18 protein-coding genes, 9 tRNA genes and 1 riboswitch are annotated in these 22,017 nt (G+C 33.0%); of the genes, 1 reads left to right on the forward strand and 26 read right to left on the reverse strand.

The features are described 5' to 3' along the window. Positions 1 to 6: 6 nt before the first annotated feature. From prfB to BN1075_RS08835, 17 genes are all read right to left on the reverse strand, one after another. A protein-coding gene (prfB, locus tag BN1075_RS08755; RefSeq protein WP_148315482.1) for a peptide chain release factor 2 occupies positions 7 to 1,114 on the reverse strand; the annotation gives its coding sequence in 2 pieces (ribosomal slippage) (positions 7 to 1,035 and positions 1,037 to 1,114; 1,107 coding nt in all). 2 nt (positions 1,115 to 1,116) lie between these two features. Then, positions 1,117 to 3,618, reverse strand: coding sequence for a preprotein translocase subunit SecA (gene secA, locus BN1075_RS08760; protein ID WP_040192740.1), 2,502 nt, complete (start codon positions 3,616 to 3,618; stop codon positions 1,117 to 1,119). 274 nt (positions 3,619 to 3,892) lie between these two features. Beyond that, positions 3,893 to 4,423 carry a ribosome hibernation-promoting factor, HPF/YfiA family gene (gene hpf, locus BN1075_RS08765; protein ID WP_040192909.1) on the reverse strand — a complete coding sequence of 177 codons (531 nt, stop codon included), beginning with the start codon at positions 4,421 to 4,423 and terminating at the stop codon, positions 3,893 to 3,895. A 593-nt stretch (positions 4,424 to 5,016) separates the two neighbouring features. Beyond that, on the reverse strand, positions 5,017 to 5,697 hold the full coding sequence (locus tag BN1075_RS08770) for a ComF family protein (protein WP_040192741.1): 681 nt from the start codon (positions 5,695 to 5,697) through the stop codon (positions 5,017 to 5,019). After that, positions 5,670 to 6,680 carry a hypothetical protein gene (locus BN1075_RS08775; RefSeq protein WP_052406482.1) on the reverse strand — a complete coding sequence of 337 codons (1,011 nt, stop codon included), beginning with the start codon at positions 6,678 to 6,680 and terminating at the stop codon, positions 5,670 to 5,672. The genes BN1075_RS08770 and BN1075_RS08775 overlap by 28 nt, the downstream gene beginning before the upstream one ends. 15 nt (positions 6,681 to 6,695) lie before the next feature. Beyond that, entirely contained in the window at positions 6,696 to 8,903 is a 2,208-nt protein-coding gene (gene recD2, locus BN1075_RS08780; RefSeq protein WP_040192743.1) for an SF1B family DNA helicase RecD2, read from the reverse strand. Between the two features lie 460 nt (positions 8,904 to 9,363). Then, entirely contained in the window at positions 9,364 to 10,539 is a 1,176-nt protein-coding gene (gene metK, locus BN1075_RS08785; RefSeq protein ID WP_040192744.1) for a methionine adenosyltransferase, read from the reverse strand. A 121-nt stretch (positions 10,540 to 10,660) separates the two neighbouring features. Further along, positions 10,661 to 10,762: riboswitch (SAM riboswitch) on the reverse strand. A 179-nt stretch (positions 10,763 to 10,941) separates the two neighbouring features. After that, a tRNA-Tyr gene (locus BN1075_RS08790) sits at positions 10,942 to 11,026 on the reverse strand. An 11-nt stretch (positions 11,027 to 11,037) separates the two neighbouring features. Next, positions 11,038 to 11,112, reverse strand: a tRNA-Thr gene (locus BN1075_RS08795). A 29-nt stretch (positions 11,113 to 11,141) separates the two neighbouring features. Further along, a tRNA-Val gene (locus BN1075_RS08800) sits at positions 11,142 to 11,217 on the reverse strand. A gap of 5 nt (positions 11,218 to 11,222) precedes the next feature. Next, positions 11,223 to 11,307 (reverse strand) — tRNA-Tyr (locus tag BN1075_RS08805). 6 nt (positions 11,308 to 11,313) lie between these two features. Continuing rightward, positions 11,314 to 11,388: transfer RNA gene (locus tag BN1075_RS08810), tRNA-Thr, on the reverse strand. Between the two features lie 29 nt (positions 11,389 to 11,417). Further along, positions 11,418 to 11,493, reverse strand: a tRNA-Val gene (locus tag BN1075_RS08815). A gap of 5 nt (positions 11,494 to 11,498) precedes the next feature. Continuing rightward, a tRNA-Tyr gene (locus tag BN1075_RS08820) sits at positions 11,499 to 11,583 on the reverse strand. A gap of 6 nt (positions 11,584 to 11,589) precedes the next feature. Beyond that, positions 11,590 to 11,664, reverse strand: a tRNA-Thr gene (locus tag BN1075_RS08825). Positions 11,665 to 11,698: 34 nt separating this feature from the next. Beyond that, positions 11,699 to 11,783, reverse strand: a tRNA-Tyr gene (locus tag BN1075_RS08830). A gap of 187 nt (positions 11,784 to 11,970) precedes the next feature. Further along, on the reverse strand, positions 11,971 to 12,588 hold the full coding sequence (locus BN1075_RS08835) for a hypothetical protein (RefSeq protein ID WP_040192745.1): 618 nt from the start codon (positions 12,586 to 12,588) through the stop codon (positions 11,971 to 11,973). Positions 12,589 to 12,686: 98 nt separating this feature from the next. On the opposite strand from BN1075_RS08835, the gene yyaC reads away from it, so the two are divergent. Next, positions 12,687 to 13,220, forward strand: a complete 534-nt coding sequence (gene yyaC / locus BN1075_RS08840; protein ID WP_040192746.1) for a spore protease YyaC — start codon at positions 12,687 to 12,689, stop codon at positions 13,218 to 13,220. 177 nt (positions 13,221 to 13,397) lie between these two features. Here the strand turns inward: yyaC and mreB are convergent, their stop codons facing one another. The 9 genes from mreB to atpG all read right to left on the reverse strand — a co-directional run bounded on the left by mreB (position 13,398) and on the right by atpG (position 22,010). Then, a complete protein-coding gene (gene mreB / locus BN1075_RS08845; protein WP_040192747.1) occupies positions 13,398 to 14,429 on the reverse strand; it encodes a rod shape-determining protein in 1,032 nt (343 codons plus the stop codon). A 99-nt stretch (positions 14,430 to 14,528) separates the two neighbouring features. Further along, a complete protein-coding gene (gene spoIIID, locus BN1075_RS08850) occupies positions 14,529 to 14,783 on the reverse strand; it encodes a sporulation transcriptional regulator SpoIIID (protein ID WP_035135408.1) in 255 nt (84 codons plus the stop codon). Between the two features lie 120 nt (positions 14,784 to 14,903). Next, complete coding sequence (locus tag BN1075_RS08855) at positions 14,904 to 15,608, reverse strand: M23 family metallopeptidase (RefSeq protein ID WP_040192748.1); 705 nt, start codon at positions 15,606 to 15,608, stop codon at positions 14,904 to 14,906. A gap of 209 nt (positions 15,609 to 15,817) precedes the next feature. Beyond that, positions 15,818 to 16,930, reverse strand: coding sequence for a stage II sporulation protein D (spoIID, locus tag BN1075_RS08860; RefSeq protein WP_052406483.1), 1,113 nt, complete (start codon positions 16,928 to 16,930; stop codon positions 15,818 to 15,820). Between the two features lie 242 nt (positions 16,931 to 17,172). Beyond that, positions 17,173 to 18,426 (reverse strand): UDP-N-acetylglucosamine 1-carboxyvinyltransferase, encoded by a 1,254-nt coding sequence (gene murA, locus BN1075_RS08865; protein WP_040192749.1) that lies wholly within the window; start codon positions 18,424 to 18,426, stop codon positions 17,173 to 17,175. 27 nt (positions 18,427 to 18,453) lie between these two features. Further along, complete coding sequence (locus BN1075_RS20745; RefSeq protein ID WP_052406484.1) at positions 18,454 to 19,155, reverse strand: YwmB family TATA-box binding protein; 702 nt, start codon at positions 19,153 to 19,155, stop codon at positions 18,454 to 18,456. A gap of 231 nt (positions 19,156 to 19,386) precedes the next feature. After that, entirely contained in the window at positions 19,387 to 19,656 is a 270-nt protein-coding gene (locus tag BN1075_RS08875) for a F0F1 ATP synthase subunit epsilon (RefSeq protein ID WP_052406485.1), read from the reverse strand. 13 nt (positions 19,657 to 19,669) lie between these two features. Continuing rightward, positions 19,670 to 21,061 carry a F0F1 ATP synthase subunit beta gene (gene atpD / locus BN1075_RS08880; protein ID WP_040192914.1) on the reverse strand — a complete coding sequence of 464 codons (1,392 nt, stop codon included), beginning with the start codon at positions 21,059 to 21,061 and terminating at the stop codon, positions 19,670 to 19,672. An 88-nt stretch (positions 21,062 to 21,149) separates the two neighbouring features. Next, on the reverse strand, positions 21,150 to 22,010 hold the full coding sequence (atpG, locus tag BN1075_RS08885) for an ATP synthase F1 subunit gamma (protein ID WP_040192750.1): 861 nt from the start codon (positions 22,008 to 22,010) through the stop codon (positions 21,150 to 21,152). Positions 22,011 to 22,017 lie beyond the last annotated feature (7 nt).

Raw genomic sequence — 22,017 nt, forward strand, 5'->3', positions numbered from 1 at the left:
TTTAATTTATTCTTTTATCTGCTTTAAATATTCATTAATAAACAAATCGATATTACCATCCATTACAGCTCCAACATTTGCAGTTTCTGCCCCTGTTCTATGATCTTTTACCAGATTATATGGATGGAATACATAAGATCTTATCTGACTTCCCCAGGCATTATCCTTAACCTCACCTGTAATGTCCTCTATCTTATCTTTATGCTCACGATTTTTAATGTCAATAAGCTTAGCTTTTAACATTTTCATTGCATATTCTCTGTTGCTATGCTGACTTCTTTCATTTTGACATTGAACAACTATATTAGTAGGCAGGTGGGTTATTCTTACCGCTGAATCTGTTGTATTTACGTGCTGACCACCAGCTCCACCTGATCTATAGGTATCAATTTTTAAATCCTCTGGTTTTATTTCAATATCCTGACTTTCTGTTAACTCCGGAAGCACTTCACATCCAGCAAAGGAGGTTTGTCTTTTACCATTGGCATTATAAGGTGAAATCCTAACCAATCTGTGAACACCTTTTTCTGATTTAAGATATCCATATGCAAAGTCACCAGTTATCTTTAAGGTGACCCCTTTTATCCCTGCTTCATCAGCAGACACATAATCTAATACTTCAACCTTAAATCCATGGTTTTCACACCACCTAGTATACATTCTGTAAAGCATCTGCGTCCAATCTTGAGCATCATTTCCACCAGCGCCAGTATGCAACTCTAGAATAGCATTATTTCTGTCATATTCACCGCTTAAAAGCGTTTCAATATTAAGAGTTTCAACGGCTTCAAAAAGTTCACTAATTTCTTTCTTGATTTCACTTGAAGAGGAAGTATCTTCTTCCTCCAAGCTCATCTCAATTAATATTTGAACATCCTCTGCACGTTGTTCAAGTCTATGAAAATTATCTAATTTATCCTTTAAGCCCTTAGCCGTTTGAGTAATTTCCTGTGCTTTATTTATATCATTCCAGAAATCCTGCTCCTGCATTTTGAACTCAAGCTCTGATAATTTACTTGTTGTTGCTGCTATGTCAAAGAGACACCTTTAATTCTCTTAATTTGTTACTTAAAGCATTAACTTCATTTAGATATTCTTCTAATTGTAGTATCACTTTTACTCTCCTCTTCCACAACAATTCTTATATTTACGTCCTGAACCACATGGACATGCGTCATTTCTGTTTGGTTTACTTTGTTTTTTTATCGGTTCTTTCTTTGCAGAAGTGTCCTCATTTGTAGAAGTTATTTCTGCTACCTGCTCTCTTTCAGGCGCTTTTTCAAGCTTAACATGGAACAAGTACTTAACAGTTTCCTCTTTAATATTGTCTATCATTTCAGCAAACATATCTGAACCTTCCATTTGATAAGCCTGAGCTGGATCCTGCTGCTTATAAGCTCTTAATCCAATACCTTGCTTTAAGTGATCCATATTATCGATGTGATCCATCCACTTAGAGTCAACAATTTTAAGAAGTATAACTCTTTCAATTTCTCTCATCTGCTCATCGCCAAATTCGGCTTCTTTTTCTTTATAAAGCTCACCAGCTTTATCTAAGTACGCCTTAGATATTTCATCTACAGACATATTGGATAACTCTTCAGCAGTAAAAGTTCCTCTTGGAACAAATACTTCTTCCATGAATTTAACAAGTTTATTTAACTCGTCATCAAAAGTATCCTCAACACCACTAATATGATTTCTAACTGAAGAAGTTACAACATCACTTATCATGCCTTGAATTTGGTCTCTTATGTCAGCTCCCATAAGAACTTCTTGTCTTTGCTTGTAAATTATTTCTCTTTGCTTATTCATTACGTCGTCATATTTAACAACATTCTTTCTGATATCGAAGTTGTTACCCTCAACTTTTCTTTGAGCACCTTCTATAGCAGAACTTACCATTTTACTCTCAATAGCATCCTCTTCGTCTAAGCCTAGTTTATCAACAACTCCGCTAAGTCTTTCAGAACCGAATATTCTCATTAAATCATCTTCTAATGAAATGTAGAATCTAGATGCTCCTGGGTCTCCTTGACGTCCAGCACGTCCTCTTAACTGATTATCTATACGTCTTGATTCGTGTCTTTCTGTTCCAAGTATCTTAAGCCCTCCTGCTTCAACTACACCTTCTCCAAGCTTAATGTCTGTACCTCTTCCAGCCATGTTTGTTGCAATTGTAACAGCACCTTTTTGACCTGCTAAAGCAACTATCTCAGCTTCCTTTTCATGGTACTTAGCATTTAATACCTGATGAGGAATACCTCTTCTCTTAAGCATATTAGAAATTTCTTCTGACTTCTCAATGCTTACAGTACCAACAAGTACAGGCTGACCCTTTGCATGACTTTCTTGTATTTCATCAACTAAAGCCTTGTATTTTCCCTTTACAGTTTTATAAACAACATCTGGGTAATCTACTCTTACAACAGGCATGTTAGTTGGTATAACAATTACATCAAGACCATATATTTCTCTAAACTCTGCTTCTTCTGTTTCAGCAGTACCAGTCATACCAGCAAGTTTAGTATACATTCTGAAGTAGTTTTGGAATGTAATTGTCGCTAAAGTCTTAGACTCTCTTGCAACCTTAACGCCTTCCTTAGCTTCTATAGCTTGGTGAAGACCATCGCTGTATCTTCTACCTTCCATAAGTCTTCCTGTGAAGTCGTCAACAATTATTACTTCTCCATCTTTTACAATATAATCTTTTTCATTTCTCATCATATGGTTAGCCTTTAATGCCTGAACTAAATGGTGTTGTATATCCATGTTCTCTGCATCAGCATAGTTCTCTAAATGGAAGAACTTCTCTGCTTTAGCTATTCCCTCATCTGTAAGAATTACAGAGTTTTTCTTTTCATCCTTCATATAATCACTTTCTTGTAGTGCTTTAACAAAGAAATCTGCAACCTTATATAAATCAGTTGATTTGCTACCTTGACCTGAAATTATAAGTGGTGTTCTCGCTTCGTCTATAAGGATAGAGTCAACCTCGTCTACGATAACATAGTTAAGGTCTCTTTGAACTTTTTCCTGCTTATAAACAACCATATTGTCTCTTAAATAATCAAATCCAAACTCATTATTTGTTCCATATGTGATGTCACAGTTATACATCATTTGCTTTTCTACTTGAGTTTGACCATGTATAATAACCCCTACAGAAAGACCTAAGAATTCATGTATTCTTCCCATTTCATCTCTATCCCTCTTTGCAAGATAGTCGTTTACTGTGATTATGTGTACTCCATTTCCTGTAAGAGCATTTAAGTATGATGGTAATGTAGCAACAAGAGTTTTACCTTCTCCTGTTCTCATCTCAGCAATTCTTCCTTGGTGAAGAACAATACCACCGATTAACTGAACATCATAGTGTCTCATCCCAAGAACTCTTGAAGAAGCTTCCCTAACAACAGCAAAAGCCTCCGGAAGTATCGCATCTAGAGATTCGCCTTTTTTTATTCTTTCTTTAAATTCTTCAGTCTTTGCCCTTAATTCATCATCACTAAGAACCTTTATTGAAGGTTCTAAGCTATTAATCTTTTTAACTATTGGCATAATTCTTTTAATTTCACGTTCACTGTAACTTCCAAATATTTTATCAAATATTTTCATAAACTTATCCTCACTCTTCTTCCATAGGGTTACTATTTTATCTTTATACCGAAATGATATTTTATGCAAATTATATTTTTTTAGTATAACAAATTCTAATTCTATATTTAAATACTAATTTAGATTATAACAGTTATTCCTTATTCCTTCAATATTATAACAAAACTTTATCCATAATTAGTAAATTTTTACCATAACTATTTTCCTTTACATCTATAAAAAAACTCTATAGCTTTCGCTATAGAGTTTTATCATTTATTTATTACAATTTATCCTAAAATTCTTGTTCAATTAGACCATAATTTCCATCTTTTCTCTTATAAACAACATTCACTTCATCAGTATCTCCATTCATAAATACAAAGAAATCATGTCCTAAAAGCTCCATCTGCAATACAGCTTCCTCTTCATTCATAGGCTTGATTGCAAATCTCTTAGTTTTAACAATCCTTGGCTCATTCTCCTTATCAAAATTCTCATATTCCTTTATGTTATTAAATCTTAAAGATATATTTCCATTTCTTTTTTCAAGCTTTGTTTTTTGTTTTCTTACCTGCCCTTCTAATTTATCTACAACTAAGTCAATAGCACTATATAAGTCATTGCTCTTAACTTCCGCTCTTAGCATCGCATTATTGCAAGGAATTAAAACTTCGATCCTTTGAATATTTCTCTCTACGCTTAATGTGGCTGTGGCATTAACACTATCCATGAAGTACTTATTAAGCTTCGCAAGTTTCTTTTCAACTGCTGCTTTTAGCCCTTCTGTAACCTCAATATTTTTTCCTACTACTTTGATATTCATAACTCCAGCCCCTCTCATATTAACTAGGAAGTTTTTCCTCTTTAATATATATATATGTTTTGTAATTCTATTTTAATATCCCCTTGTCCTATTTGCAAATACAATAATTTTAATTTTCTGAACATTTATCTTTTATACATATATATATCTTCCTCTTTCTTGTTCAATCAACGAATTGCTATCAAATATGTTATATGCTTTTTTTCTTAAATTGTGCTATAATTAGATTACACGTGGGTTTTTAATACATTAAGCTATAGGGCTATCAACGCTTTATAGCTTCTTTTATTTACTCATTATACTTAATACATTTTAAAATAAACTCACATGCTTCCCTTAACTTTATTCAAAAAAATAAAAAACACCTTGAAATCAAGATGTTATATATGTCGGCTGACCTGATCTTTGCCCCCACACTCGCCTACTGGATTTTTCGCTACCCGGAACTAACCTCTCACTACTAGACCTCTCGTTTTAAAACGGTAGGACTTACTTCTAAGCCGCACCATGATCATTAAACATTTTATCTAACTTACGTGGATCGTTTCGCCTGCGACTGGCCTCGACTTTCAACCACAGACCCGACTATTTTATTATACTCTACTTTTTGCAACTGTCAATATGTAAACTTCACTAGCGCCTCCATCTTTAAGACATTTCGCTCCATAAAAGGATGTAGCACCTGAAGTCACCACATCATCAATTAATAAAATCTTTCTATTAAACACTTCTTCTTTATTAATCATCATAAAAGAATCTTTAACATTTTCCCATCGCTTATTGGTATCAAGACCTATTTGATCTCGTCCTTCACTTTTCTTCCTCATTAAACTTCTGTAAGGTATACCACATTCTTCACTTACATATTGGCATAAAACCTCACATTGATTAAAACCTCTTTTTCTATATGACGCCTTACTGCTTGGAACAAATGTTATCAAATCTATATTTTCCTCTAAATCTTCTTTAATATAACTTGATAAATACGAAGCTAAAATCTTGCCTGCCATAAATTCATTTTCATATTTGAGCATTAAAACTAACTTCTTTAGGTTAAAACTATAAATACCTAAAGAACAACAAGGGAATTTTATACCTTGCTGTTCAACATCATATTTAAGTTTTAATATTTTTATCTGACTTTTACATACATCACAAATTAACTCTTTTTCTTCTGGATTTTCACAAAGCAAACAAACTTCACCCTTATTATAAACAATTGAAGCTATGCTTTGAAAAATATACCCTATCTTCTGAAATAACCTTGCTCCCATGCTTTTTTATTTAACTCCCTTAGAATACTCCTACATTTATCCATATCTTCAGTTTCATTATTACAGATAAACATAACCTCTTCCTTGGTATTTTTCAAAATCCTGTTAACCCGGCTTGAAATATATACTAAATCTTTATAGGTAAAAACATCACTATCTGCAAAGAATACCATAATATTTACTGGCTTAAGCCCTATATGCTCTTCATTGAAATCATCAGTTATTAATATACCTTCCTCTGCAAGTAAAAATCTGATAAATCGCTTTCTTCCAGAATCATCACTCTTAACCCTATATATATTGCTGGTCAAATTCTCCTTTATATCTTTTAACCCTTTATATATTTTATCAACTTGCTCTTTATGTGGAACATATATTATAACTTTATTATTAGTATTAATTGACCATTTTAGATAATCATATACACAGTTAGGTATTCCTTCTTCAAGCTTTACTCTAGTTGAAATAAATCTTGGTTCCGCTATAGGACATTCTAGATCCTCTTTTAAGTTATAAATGGTAATACCACTTCTAAAAACAGGTTCAATTGAATAAGTTATCATTGTTCCATAGCTGCCAGAAATACTACACATCAACTTACTTATAGATTCTCTGGTGTACATAGGCCTTGAATTTACTTCATCATAAATTATTAAATCAAATTTATCTTCAAGATATATGCCGACATTATGACTGCATATATTTATTTTCCCAACCACTGCTTCACAGTATGGATCATCAATATAGTTTGCTAAACCTGCAGATAAATCTATCGCATCCTTATCCTTATTTATTATATATAAAATCTTTTTGCCTTCTGCTATTGCGTAATCTAATGTTTTATTAAATATTGCAGCCCTATTATTAAGTGGTGATACTACATTAATTTTACGCACCTTCTTCATAACACTGCCTAATATCTTATCCTCAATGGATTTCTTAGAGATTTTTTTAGTTTTATTAGACTTCTTAAAAAACAACATAATAATTCTCCCAATCTACATATGAATTATTTCTCTTATTCTCCACTTCAATCCGGAATATCTTTCAAAACTTCTATTATTATTTTTCATAAACTCTACGACTTGAGTATTTCCAACCAAAACAACAAGCTTCTTTGCTCTCGTTATACCTGTATAAAGAAGATTTCTATTCATTAGTAGAGGCGGCCCCATAAACATGGGCATAACCACAACAGGGAATTCACTCCCCTGACTCTTATGAATTGTTACTGCGTAAGCTAAAGTTATTTCGTCTAAATCAGCTTCTTCATACTCTACAACTTTATCATCCTCAAAACTAACCGTTACAGTATTTTTTTCTTCATCTATATCTGTTATGTATCCAACATCACCATTAAATACACCTTTACCCTCTTCACAGGTATTTTTCTTGTACCATTCTAAGGTATAATTATTTTTTATCTGCATAACCTTATCGCCAACTCTAAACACAACTTCTCTAAGCTCTTTTTCAGCCTTTTCTTTACCTTTAGGATTCAGCACCTTTTGAAGTTCAATATTTAAATTGTCAATTCCCATATCACCTTTCCTCATGGGAGATAAAACTTGAATATCCTTAATACTATCCCAGCTTTTATTAAACTTAGGTAGCCTTGTTTTAACCAATCCAATTATTTTTTCCATCATAATGTTACTATCGGCTGCTCTCTCCAAATAAAAGTCACTATTCTTAGAATTTAAAATTGGCATTTTTCCTTCATTAATTAAGTGGGCATTTTGAACAATCATACTTTCTTGCCCTTGTCTAAATATTTCATTCAATCTTACAACTTTAACAGCTTCACTATCTATGATGTCTCTAAGCACATTCCCTGGACCTACTGACGGCAGCTGATCCACATCTCCAACTATTATTAATCTAGTTCCTAACTGCATTGCCTTTAAAAGTGCATTCATAAGACTAATATCTATCATGGATGCCTCGTCAACTACTAATACATCACACTCAATATTTGAGGTTTCATTTTCAATTTCATCTAAATCACCCTCGTTATACTTTCCTATTTCCAATAATCTGTGTATAGTTTTTGCTTCTCGCCCAGTTGCCTCAGCCATTCTTTTAGCTGCACGTCCAGTAGGCGCAGCCATAAAAACCTTTAAACCCAAATTTTCAAATATACTTACAATACAATTAATTATTGTCGTTTTTCCTGTTCCTGGTCCTCCAGTTATAACTTCTATCCCATTAAGAAAAGCTCCTTCAACAGCTTCTCTTTGTGACTGCGCTAACCTGAACTCAGCATTTTTTTCAAAGTTTCTTACTTCTAAATCTATATCTAAAGATAATTTATCATACTTTGTTGTTGCAAGCTCAATTATCTTTTTTGTTACAGACATTTCAAGATATAAATAGGACATATTATATACTGCTGCAACTTCTTCTACCTGCTCAATTTTAATTTTTCCGTCTAATATAAGTTCATAAATCCCTTCATCCATCTTTTCATTACTGATTTCAAGAAGTGTCATGCCTTTAGCAGTAAGCTTTTCTAAAGGTATAAATGTATTACCCATGGCACAAAATTCATTTATTATATAAGATATTCCACTTTTAATTCTAAAAAGGGAATCTTTTTCTACACCAAGACTTTTAGCAATAGCATCAGCAGTTTTAAAACCAATTCCACTAATATATTCTGTCAATATATATGGGTTATCCTTCACTAAGTTTATACAGCTCGCACCAAACCTTTTATAAATTTTCATTGCCATATTAACTGTAATACCATAGGCTTGAAAAAACATAATTATATCCTTTGTCACACGCTGTTCAAGATAGGATTTAGTTATAGTATCTATCTTTTTCTTACCTATTCCAGGAATCTCTGCTAATCTTTCTATACTGTTATCCATTATTTTCAAAGTTTCTTCACCAAAGAAATCAACAATTTTCTTTGCTGTAACCTTTCCAATTCCCTCAATAACTCCACTTGCTAAATACTTTTCTATTCCTGATGTGGTTGTTGGAATTATTTCGCAGATAGTCTCCAATTTAAACTGTTTTCCAAATTTAGGATGAACAGTCCATTCTCCATCTATTTTGTATTCTTGTCCCTCATTAATATATGGAATTGAACCAACTACTGTTACTATTTCCTTCTCACTTTTAATTCTACATATGGTATAGCCGTTTTCTTCATTTCTAAATACTACACTATCAACCACACCTTCAATAGTTACCATAAAATCGCTCCTAAAAATTAATATATATACCACTTGATATTTGATTACTATAATTTCAATTCTATTTTACATCATTGCTTAAAACAATCCTATACATACTTAAATTTTCAATTCTTATCATAAATCATATTGAAAATAAATATACCTATTACTATTATAACAAAATTCCTCAATCCTATATCAATACTATAACAATAATATTCTTACTTTTACCTTCTGTTAACATAAGCTTCACTCCAAATTTATAATTTGGCTAAGTAAAACTTACGTGATAATCTACAAGTGACACTCAAAATCTATAATTTTGTAAGTAGACTTTCCACGGATTACATCTATGCTTTAGCCGTTCAAACTTACTTAGTTAAGTACTCCACCAAAGGAATCTGAAGCTAAGTTTCATATATATATTTAAAAAAGCCTACATCACTTTAAAATGATGTAGGCCTTACATTAGTTTTTATTATAAATATTTTTTTATATCTTCAACTTTATTTAAGCTTTCCCATGGTAAGTCTAAATCAATTCTACCAAAGTGACCATATGCTGCAGTCTGCTTGTAAATTGGTCTTCTTAAGTCAAGCTCCTTAATAATTGCTGCTGGTCTTAAGTCAAACACCGCATTCACTATCTCTATAATTTTATCTTCAGCATACTTGCCAGTTCCAAAGGTTTCAATTTCAATAGATACTGGTCTCGCAACTCCTATTGCATAAGCAAGTTGAATCTCAAGCTTATCGGCAACTCCAGCTGCAACTAAGTTCTTAGCAACCCATCTAGCTGCATATGCTGCAGATCTATCAACCTTTGTTGGATCTTTTCCTGAGAAAGCTCCACCACCATGTCTGCCTGATCCACCGTAAGTATCTACTATTATTTTTCTTCCTGTTAATCCTGAGTCACCTTGTGGTCCCCCAATAACAAATCTTCCCGTTGGATTAATGAAATATCTTGTATTCTCATCCAATAACTCATTTGGAACTACTTCATTTATTACATATTTAATTAAATCTTCTTCTATTTGCTCTCTCGCAATTTCTGGTCCATGTTGAGTTGAAATTACTATAGTATCTATTCTTACAGGAGTATTTCCTTCATATTCTACTGTAACCTGTGTCTTTCCATCCGGTCTTAAATACTCTAAAGTTCCGTTCTTTCTTACCTCTGTTAATTTTCTAGATAATCTGTGAGCCATGTAGATTGGTAATGGCATATATGCTTCTGTTTCATTTGTAGCAAAACCAAACATCATTCCTTGGTCTCCAGCTCCTATAGCTTCTATACCATCTTTCTCACCTTTTTTGCTTTCTAAAGCCTCATCAACACCCATTGCTATGTCTGATGACTGCTCATCGACTGAAGTTATTACGGCACACGTATCACAGTCAAATCCGAATTTAGCTCTGTCATAACCAATACCTCTTACAGTCTCTCTAACCACCTTTTGAAAATCGACATAGCAGTTTGTGCTAATTTCCCCCATAACCATAACTAACCCTGTTGTTACAGCGGTTTCACACGCAACTCTTGCATTTGGATCCTTCTCTAAAATTGCATCTAAAATTCCATCTGATATCTGATCACAAATCTTATCTGGATGTCCTTCCGTTACTGATTCTGATGTAAATAATCTTCTCATTAATATATCCTCCTTAAATGTCAAGACATATTCTTACCAAAAATACTTAGAGATTATTGTGCAAATAATAAAACCTCTTCTTGCACGACAAGAAGAGGTTTAGTATAAACGAACTAAGCTTTTCTTATCTTGCAGTTAAACTGCAGGATTTGGCACCAATGCGTTATTTCACGCTGGTTGCTGGGTTTCATAGGGCCTTTCCCTCCACCACTCTTGATAAGAGTATTCTTTTTTTAATTATACAATGATAATATCACAGTAGTTTTATAGTGTCAACATTATTTTAATCAATAAATACTAATCCTTATTCTAGTTTATATTTCTTTAAGACAATAAACTGTATTTTATAAATAAGTTTTAGAAGTTTAAAATAAAAAGACATCAATTAATTGATGTCTTTAATGGTGGAGGAGGACGGATTCGAACCATCGAAACGAAACGTAACAGATTTACAGTCTGCCCCCTTTGGCCTCTCGGGAACTCCTCCAAAAAATAAAATGGAGCTTCCAGTCGGAATCGAACCAACAACCTGCTGATTACAAATCAGCTGCTCTACCGTTGAGCCATGGAAGCAAATTAAATATTTATATTTTAAATTTAAATGGTGGTCGCAACAGGGATCGAACCTGTGACCCCCTGCTTGTAAGGCAGGTGCTCTCCCAGCTGAGCTATGCGACCGTGTATGGTGGAGGAGGACGGATTCGAACCATCGAAACGAAACGTAACAGATTTACAGTCTGCCCCCTTTGGCCTCTCGGGAACTCCTCCATTTAATGGAGCTTCCAGTCGGAATCGAACCAACAACCTGCTGATTACAAATCAGCTGCTCTACCGTTGAGCCATGGAAGCATATTAAATGTTTATATTTAAATTTAAAATGGTGGTCGCAACAGGGATCGAACCTGTGACCCCCTGCTTGTAAGGCAGGTGCTCTCCCAGCTGAGCTATGCGACCGTATATGGTGGAGGAGGACGGATTCGAACCATCGAAACGAAACGTAACAGATTTACAGTCTGCCCCCTTTGGCCTCTCGGGAACTCCTCCACTTAATGGAGCTTCCAGTCGGAATCGAACCAACAACCTGCTGATTACAAATCAGCTGCTCTACCGTTGAGCCATGGAAGCATATTAAATGTTATATATTTAATTTAAAGTTGTATGGTGGAGGAGGACGGATTCGAACCATCGAAACGAAACGTAACAGATTTACAGTCTGCCCCCTTTGGCCTCTCGGGAACTCCTCCACATTATAATTAATTAAGAAACAACTTAATTCTTGATTAATTTTTCATCAATTTATAACTTAGTAAACTGACAAGACTTAGTATACAATTATATTGATTATTTTTCAACCCCTAATTTCATTATTTTTTAATTTTTTTGTTTTTATTTATGCAATATTTATTATTTAGACTATTTGAATATTGTAAATTAGTAATATATTTCCTTCACCTTATCTGTATCTATATATTTAGAAAAAATCTCCTTAACTTCCTCAAGACTTTCATCATCTAATTTTTTTTCTAATATAGCATATACTTTCATCACTCCAAGCTTTTCATTTCTATAAGAAAGATATTCTTCAATTTCATTATATTCTTCTTTAGTAAGTTTTCTGCAAACCCATAAAATTTTAGCCTTTTCAATAGGATTTAAATCACCAATAATCTCCTCTGCCGTAACTTTAAAAACTTTATTACTTTGAGTTGATGAATTTCTTGTTGCATAACTGCTGCTGTTATAACTTTGATTATAATTTAAAATCTCATCGTCACTAACATAAGTATCTTGCATTTTATTTTTTTCTTTATCTGAGGTTGAAATTTGATTTTCAGCATTATTCTGTGCTAAATTTTCATTTTTATTCTGATTTTCCTCATTACTTACTTCACTATTTAAATTATCATTAACATCAATTGAATTTACTTGTTTTTCATCACTATACTCATTTTTATATGCCTGCTGTATATAATCACTTGCTCCCATTAATAATCCTATATTAAAAATAGTATACAGGATAACAAAAATCGAATATTTTTTTCTGTCCATAACTAAAACCCTCCATTTTTAAAACTATCTAAATTATTCCTTTTTTTTAAGAATTTATACCGTTTTATCTTCATATAAATTCATATGGAGGTGTTTCTGTGAGCAATATAAAGATTCATTATAAAGATCCATTAGGTTATTACTCCTTATCAACCTTTTTAAAAGAAGAAATTACTACAAACACGATTATTGTTTGTATTGGAACAGATAGATGTATTGGTGATTGTTTAGGACCTCTTGTTGGCAGTATGTTAGAGGAAAAATTCTTTCCTCTCCCTGTGTATGGCACGATTCAAAATCCAATTCATGCTCTTAACTTAGATGACAAACTAACTTATATAAAAGCTAAACACCCTGACTCAAAAATAATCGGAATAGATGCTTGCTTAGGTCCACCAGGTAAAATTGGCGAAGTTCAAATAAGAGATTATCCTATAAATCCAGGGAAAGGTGTTGGCAAATCACTTCCTCCTGTAGGTGATATTTCAATCATAGGAATTGTTGATTCTAGTGAAATTGATGAACCCTTTACAACTCGAAATATTCGATTAAGTTTAATTTTAGAAATATCTAAGGTTATAACTAATGGCATTATGCATGGATACTATTTAAGTGCTTTAAGCAAAAAATAATTCTATGACTAAAAAATGCCTAGTATAAATTTTAAATTATACTAGGCATTTTTTAAGATTGAATAAACTATAGCTTAAATGAGCCTTTACACCAAACATATTAGGTTAAGCAGGCTCACATTGTCCAATTTTAAGCTTAAATATTCACTTATAGAAAATTTCGATAAAAAAATTTATTTAATATCCGATCGAAACATTATATCCATCATAAGTATCATCTAACTTATCAACAAACTCTAACATTTTACCTGTACCACTTGCAACACATGATACTGAATCTTCAGCTATATGTACAGGTACATTAGTAACTTCTTCAATAAGCTTGTCTAGTCCATCTAATAATGCTCCTCCACCTGTCATTATAATTCCTTGCTCTGCAATATCTGCAGCTAACTCTGGTGGAGTCTTCTCTAGTACAGAATGGGCACACTCTGCTATAGCTGTTACAGCTTCTTTAAGCGCCTCTTCCATTTCACTAGCATAAACTGTAATATTCTTAGGCAGTCCAGTAATAAGATCTCGTCCTCTTATTTCAGCCTTTTCATCTTCTGCTTTTGGATAAGCACATCCTATACTCATCTTTAGATCTTCAGCTGTTCTTTCCCCAATCATTAACTTATGTTTCTTTCTTATGTAACGAATTATTGCTTCATCAAAATTATCTCCAGCAATTTTAATGGATTCTCTAACAACCATACCACCTAATGAAATAATTGCGATATCTGTTGTTCCTCCACCTATGTCTATTACCATATTTCCGCTAGCTCTAGTTATATCAAGCCCAGCTCCTATCGCTGCTGCTAATGGTTCTTCAACTAAAAATACCTTTTTAGCACCAGCATTTCTTGCTGCATCTTCAACAGCTCTTCTCTCAACTTCTGTTGCTTCGCATGGAACACACATAACAACTCTTGGAGTTGACATCTTTCGTTTCCCACAAGCCTTCTTTATAAAATGTTCTAACATTTTTTCTGTAACATCATAATCTGATATTACTCCATCTCTTAAAGGACGTATAGCGACAATGTTTCCTGGTGTTCTACCGATCATTTTTCTAGCTTCTTCGCCAACAGCTAAAACTTTGTTTGCATTTTTATCTATGGCTACAACTGAAGGTTCCTTTAAAATTATGCCTTTACCCTTCATAAAAACTAGAACCGTGGCTGTCCCTAAGTCAATACCCATATCCGTTCCTAGACTCCAAAACATCTAAATTTCACTCCTGCTCATTAGTATTTTCTTCTTTCTGAAATACTATACAATATTTACTAAAGATTATATTACATGTTTATTATATTACTATTCTAATTAACCTTCAATTGTTTTATACTTCATTTTTGTGGCTTTTCCACCTCTTATATGTCGTTCAGCCTTATTTAAATCCAAAATATTTTTGGCTTCTTCTGCTATTTGAGCATTAATTTTTGGTAATCTTTCAGTCATATCTTTGTGAATTGTACTTTTACTTACTCCAAAAACCGATGCCGTCTTTCTTATTGTGGCCTCGGACTCTATAATATATTTTGCTACTTCTAATACTCTATCTTCAATATAGTCTTTCAAAGTGTTACCTCCTTAACCCTTCTATAATTATAAATATGCTAACATCAGCTTTTAAATTACCCACTAATCAGCTTTTAAACTTTAATTTAAAAGCTGATTAGTGATTTAATTTTTATTTAGCTACTTTTCGTAAGTAACATATTTAGCTGGATCTACTGCAACGCCATCCTTCATTACTTGGAAATGAAGATATGTTCCATATTCTTCATATGCTAGATTTGTAGTATTTCCGATAGTTCCAACTTGTTGGCCTGCTGTTACAGCATCGCCTTCTTTAACCGCCACTTGTTCTTGAAGATTACCATAAACTGTAGTTAGTCCATTTTGATGATCAATTTCTACATAATTTCCTTCAGTATCTACACCTACTTTTTTAACAACTCCAGCACCTACTGCAGCAACAGCAGCACCTTCTTCAGCTTTTATATCCATAGCTAAATGAGTTTTATAAGTGTTTGTAGTTTTAAATAATACTGGATCCTCAGCATATGCTCTTCCCAAAGTACCTACAACAGGATTTTGGAAAGTCATATCAGATGAATTTGAAACTTGTGCAGTTTCATCATTATTTTGAACTACTGGCACATCTCCAAGTTCCTCTTTAACTTGTAATGCATTACCAGGATTCTCTGGTTTGTTTACCATATTTTCTTTATTTGTTTGCTCAACTACTGCTACATTTTCATTATTATCTGTACTTTTGCTGTTATTTCTTCCTGCTGTTATTGCAGCAACTGTAGCAACAGCACATAAGCACACAAATAAAATCACATAGAAGCCTTCTTTTTTGAAGAATTGCTTCATTTTGTTTAAATTATTGTTCATAAAAACACCTCCATCAGTATTGTGGACGCATATTAGAAAATTAATACATATAAAGAAAATTTTTTTCAAAATTTCTTTAAAATTTTAGTGTTTTTATAAAAATTTTTATATTTTATAAAAAAAAGAATAAGGTCATATGACCTTATTCTTGTTGAAATCATTATATATGTAGGTTAATATTTAAAACCTGTGTCTTATATAAAACTTATTTAATTGTTAATTTTATCTATATTTATACCAGTATAGTAATGCTTAAGAATTTCTTCACAGCTCTTCCCCTCACCAGCCATCACATTAGCACCCCATTGACTCATTCCTACACCATGACCAAAGCCCTTACAGTTAATATTTACTTGGTTGCTTAAAAACTCCAAACTAAAATTTGCTGAATTTAAACCAAAAATCTTTCTAAACTCTACTCCGGATATGGTTGCTCCTCCTAGAGTAATTTCTTTCACAGCTCCACCTCCAGTATAACTATTAATCGAAATTTGACTACTAAGATTTGCTGCTGCTAAATTTGCTTTACTAAAACTGGAATTGACAATCTGCACAAATCTATTTAAATCATAAGTCTCCGTACTTGTATATCTAGGTGCAACTTCCTCACCTAAACTCTCAACGCTTCTTAAATATGGTATAGCAGTCGAAAAAACCTCTTCTACATTTTCTGTTCTTCCGCTACTTGTTGAAAAGTAAAATGCTCCTGTAGCAATTGCTCCCTCATAGCTTAAAACCATACCCTCAGTTTCATTAACTACAGCCTCAACAAGGTCCCATCTGCTTTCCCCTAGAGCTCCTAATTGAGCTATTTTAGTATCTTTTGATGTGTATACCTGACAGTGCACCGTATCACAGACATCTCCACCATATTTTGAACATCCACCTTCCATGGCATGTGATATTGCATAAGTTCTTGCAACTATAGCTTGCGCCTTAAGTGCTTCTTTATTAAAATTTAATGGCATTTCACTACAGACAACACCCTTTACATACTCCTCTAAATTTAATTCAACAAATCTTCCCTCATCATTTAAATATACTTTGATTGTTTTAATACTAACATCTAACGGTATATTACTTTCAGCATTTTCAACTACAGGCGTTTGCACCTTGCTCTCTCCACTAACAGCTACAGTTTCAGCTTGTTCTGGTATGTTGCTTTTAGCTTGTTCATCATGATCTCCTAATATAAATTCATATGAAAATATTAAAAAACCTAAAAATATTGATGAATATAATATTATGCTGATTATTGGCTTACCTATCTTTATCACACTTTCAAAATTTATACTTACTCTACCTCTCTTGTAATAACTCAAACTTATCTCCTCCTAAATTAAACTCATTTTTTCATGAATTTTAAAGATAAGCTTTAGCCATTTGTCTCAAAGAATTTTAAATTTTGCCGACTTCAACTTATCCACTCTAATGAATATGCCATTGCCTCTGCTTTTATACCTCTTTAACACTCTTTACAAATTTATACCATTATCAAAAATAAGCTTCGACCTTCATACAAAGTCAAAGCCTATATCTATATAAATTAAAATACATTTCAAATTTATTTTCTTTCAATATCCGCGCCTAAAGCCGCAAGCTTTTCTTCAAAAGCTACATAACCTCTGTCTACAAAGTATATATTATCTACTTCAGTATCCCCCTGAGCTCCTAAACCAGCTAAAATTAATCCTGCTCCTGCTCGAAGATCTGGAGCTGCAACACTAGCACCTGTCAACTTCTGAACCCCATTTATACTTGCAACCTTACCGTCTATAATTTTTATATCCGCACCCATTCTTCTTAATTCTGGCACCTGTACAAATCTATTTTCAAAAACAGTCTCTTTCACAGTGCTTGTACCTTCCGCAATACATAATAAACTTAACATTTGTGATTGCAAATCTGTTGGAAAACCTGGATGTGGCATTGTTGTTATATCTATTGCTCTCAAATCCACATCTCCATCAACAAACATTTGATTTCCATTACAATTAATTTTTACACCCATTTCTCTCAACTTAAATATTGCGGGTTTCATCCATTCTTCCTTAACCCCTATAATGTTTATTTTTCCTTTAGTCATAGCTGCAGCTATCATCATAGTTCCAGCCTCTATTCTATCAAACATAGGAGTATAAGTTGCTCCGGATAATTTTTTTACACCTTTTATATAAATAGAACTAGTTCCTGCACCAGTAATCCTTGCACCCATCTTCTTTAAAAACATTGCCAAATCAACAATTTCTGGTTCTCTAGCTGCATTTTCAATATAAGTTGTCCCGTCTGCAATTGCACCAGCCATCATCAAAAGTTCAGTAGCTCCAACTGATGGATAGTCTAAAAATACTGTTCCACCTACAAACCTTGTTGCAGTAACCTCAACATATCCACATTCTTCTTTCACTGTCGCACCCAATGATTTAAGACCCTTAAGATATAAATCTATTGGTCTAGCTCCTATTTTACAACCTCCTGGCAGAGATATCCTTGCTTTTCCTAGCCTTGCAACTAGTGGTCCTAAAACTAAAAAAGCGGCTCTCATCTTACCGATCAGATCATTATCAATATTCTTATCGCTTAATTTTTTAGAGTCAATCATTATATTATTATTCTTATCTATAGTAACTTCTGCTGAAAGTGATCTGAGCACATCACATAGTACATATACATCTTCTATATTAGGCGCATTATTTATAACCGAAACCCCATCGGCTAATATTGTTGATGCAAGTATAGGTAATACTGAATTTTTAGCTGAACTTATGTTTACGTCACCACTTAAGCGATTATTTCCCTTTATATAAAATTTACACATGTTAATCCTCCATTTTAAATGCTATTATCAATAAGTAATTGTTATTTCTGGTTCCCCCATTATTAAATAGCACCCTGAAGAATATTTAACTATTGCACAATTAAAATCAATATCTTTTCCTAAAATAGTTCTTTTATTGTTTAACCCTGTGTATCCAATAATACTATATCCATTATTTATCTTTACTTCATCTGTATTTTTCGCTTCATATAAACTTAAGTTATTAATAACTATATCTCTAACTTCATCCATAGTATTATTTAAGATTTCACTTTTTACACATAGTGAATATTCTACATTGCTATCAAAAATGGATAAAACCTCTCTTAATTTTGCTTGTAACTTATCTTTTTTATCAAAAGTTAAATTATCACCATCTATAGAAATACTAAAAGTAACCTTATATTCTTTTTTATAGGGTAGTATTGTAATTTCGCCCAAATATACTTCATCACCATTGTAAATTTTAAACATATTTTTATCTTCCGAACTAATGTCAACTTGTCCAATTGAGTTAGCCACTTTACTTACTAATTCATCATATATCTCATTTTTACTTTTTATACTGCTAAAATTTCCAGATACCTTACATTCCTTTATTGATACCTCAATCTTTTTTAAAACTTCATCTATCATACTAAAATCTTCATACCCATAAAAAACATTATTAGAAGTAATAAGAAATAGTACTAACATAATTCCTACTAATATTTTTTTATTTAACATCATAACAAACCTCCATCCGCCCTTCTTACTGTAAATTATTTACACTAAATCATTTTTTTATTCTTCCCTTTGCTTCAATGGATGAATATTTGTTACTTATACTATTAATATATAATTTTCTTATTAATATGTGCTTACTTGTTTCTAAGAAAAATTAAAAGGATGTTGGTATCTCATCATTAATCCCAATATCCTTTTACGAAAGTTATTTCTGAAGTTAAAGTTACACAGACTCTATTTTTCTTCCCAGCTTGCGGAATCACAAAGTATAACCACATTATTTTTTTTCACCTTTAAAACTCCTTGGGAAGTTTTTGCTTTATATTTTCTACCTGAAGCATCCTCAAAGGCTGTTATACTTGGAATAACTGCTGCAAGCATAGCACAATGATTTGCTAAAACACCTCTTCTGCCATCTGTAGTTGCACAATTTAAACTTACTACGTCACCTTCAAAAAAATCTTCTTCAGGAGTAACAATTTTCAGCTTAAAAACCTTTTCCAATGTTACCCCTCCTTTATTTCATTTCATTAGCTTTATTAATAACGTCCTCTATAGTTCCAGCAAATAAAAAAGCTGCTTCTGGTAACGAATCATATTTTCCTTCTAAAATTTCCTTGAACCCCCTTACTGTATCCTTTACAGAAACATATTTTCCTTTTATTCCTGTAAACTGCTCTCCAACAGTGAAAGGCTGTGATAAAAAACGCTGAACTCTTCTTGCTCTTTTTACTACTAATTTATCTTCATCTGATAACTCATCTATTCCTAAAATTGCAATTATATCTTGAAGTTCTTTATACTTTTCTAAAATAGATTTTACCTCCGTAGCTACTTCATAATGTTCCTTTCCAACAATTCTTGGATCTAAAACCCTTGAAGAGGACTCCAGTGGATCTACAGCTGGATATATACCAAGCTCTACAATAGATCTTGATAAAACTGTTGTTGCATCTAAGTGAGAGAATGTCGTAGCAGGGGCCGGGTCTGTTAAGTCATCAGCAGGAACATAAACCGCTTGAACTGATGTAATTGATCCGCTATTAGTCGAAGTTATTCTCTCCTGCAAAGCTCCCATCTCAGTTGCCAATGTAGGCTGATATCCTACGGCACTTGGTATTCTTCCAAGAAGTGCCGAAACTTCTGATCCAGCTTGAGTGAATCTAAATATATTATCTATAAATAAAAGCACATCTTGACCTTCATCTCTAAAATATTCTGCCATAGTTAATCCAGTAAGTGCAACTCTCATTCTTGCTCCTGGTGACTCATTCATTTGGCCAAACACCAGGGCAGTCTTATCTATAACTCCTGAATCAAGCATTTCATGATATAAGTCATTTCCTTCTCTGGTACGTTCTCCAACTCCTGTAAAAACAGATAATCCACCATGCTCTCTTGCAATATTGTTTATAAGCTCTTGTATAAGAACTGTCTTTCCTACTCCTGCGCCACCAAATAAACCAATTTTTCCACCCTTTTGATAAGGAGCTATTAAATCAATTACCTTAATTCCAGTTTCAAAAATTTCTGGTTCAACAGCCTGCTCCTCAAAGGTTGGTGCCGATCTATGAATAGTATAGTATTTATCTGTATCGATAGGTCCCTTATCATCTTTTGTCTGTCCAAGCACATTAAACAATCTTCCTAAAACCTTCTCGCCTACAGGCACTTCAATTGGACGTCCTGTATCTATTGCTCTTAAGCCACGCTTTAGCCCTTCAGTTGGTTCCATTGATATAGTTCTTACTATGTCATCACCTATATGCTGCTCAACCTCAGAAACTACAACTCTTCCATCCATTTTTATTTCTATTGCATTATAGATATTAGGCAGTGAATCTTCATCAAACCTTATATCTATTACAGGTCCAATTATCTGAACCACTTTCCCAACTCTTTGTGACATATTTCTTGCCATATCAAATTGCTGCATTTCAGTTCCGAGTTACATCCCTTACATACAGCTCCTCCTATCTTTCGTTTTGTATCATAAATTAACCTTGTGCTTCTGAACCACCAACTATTTCAGAAATCTCCTGTGTAATAGCACTTTGTCTAATTCTATTGTATTTAATTTCTAAGCTTGAAATTAAATCACCAGCATTTTTAGAAGCACTATTCATCGTTTCCATTCTATAGCTCTGCTCAGCAGTTTTTGCATTTATCAATGCATTATAAACCATAGAATTACAATATGAAGGAATAAGCGCATCCATTAATTCATCCCTGTTTCCTTCAATATCAAACTCTTCCTTGCTTTGAACTTCCACTTCATCCTTAATTTGAAGTGGAAGCATAACTTTATCTACCGGTTGCTTTACTAATGGATTCTTAAACCAGGTGTAAACTAATATAACCTCACTAACTAGCCCTTTTTCAAACATATCATATCCATATTCAAATATGACCTTTGCTTCATCAATAGATGGTATATCAGAAACCTTCCCATCAAAATCTAATAAATTAAATTTATACCTCTTAAATAGTGACTTCCCCTTTTCTCCTATAACTACTATTTTACTTGAGTCCATATTTCCACTTGTTAGTTCTTCCACCTTGTTAACTAAGCTAAAGTTGTATGAACCACACATTCCTAAATCTGAGGTAATAACTATAATTAATTTATCCTTACTCCCTTTATTTCTTTTAATATATTTACTTTCTTTGTTTATTGTAGGAATAATCTCACTCATTACTTCATTATAGCTTTCGAAATATGTATTATTTCTTTCTAGACTCCCTCTCGTTTTCTTTAATTTTGATGTGGCTACTAATGCCATTGCTTTAGTAAGTTTTTTTGTATTTTGTATAGACTTAATCCTCTTTTTTAAATCAACTAAGCCAGCAATACCCATGAGTTCA

The sequence above is a fragment of the Clostridium culturomicium genome (assembly GCF_000821305.1).
Lineage (GTDB): Bacteria > Bacillota > Clostridia > Clostridiales > Clostridiaceae > Clostridium_J > Clostridium_J culturomicium.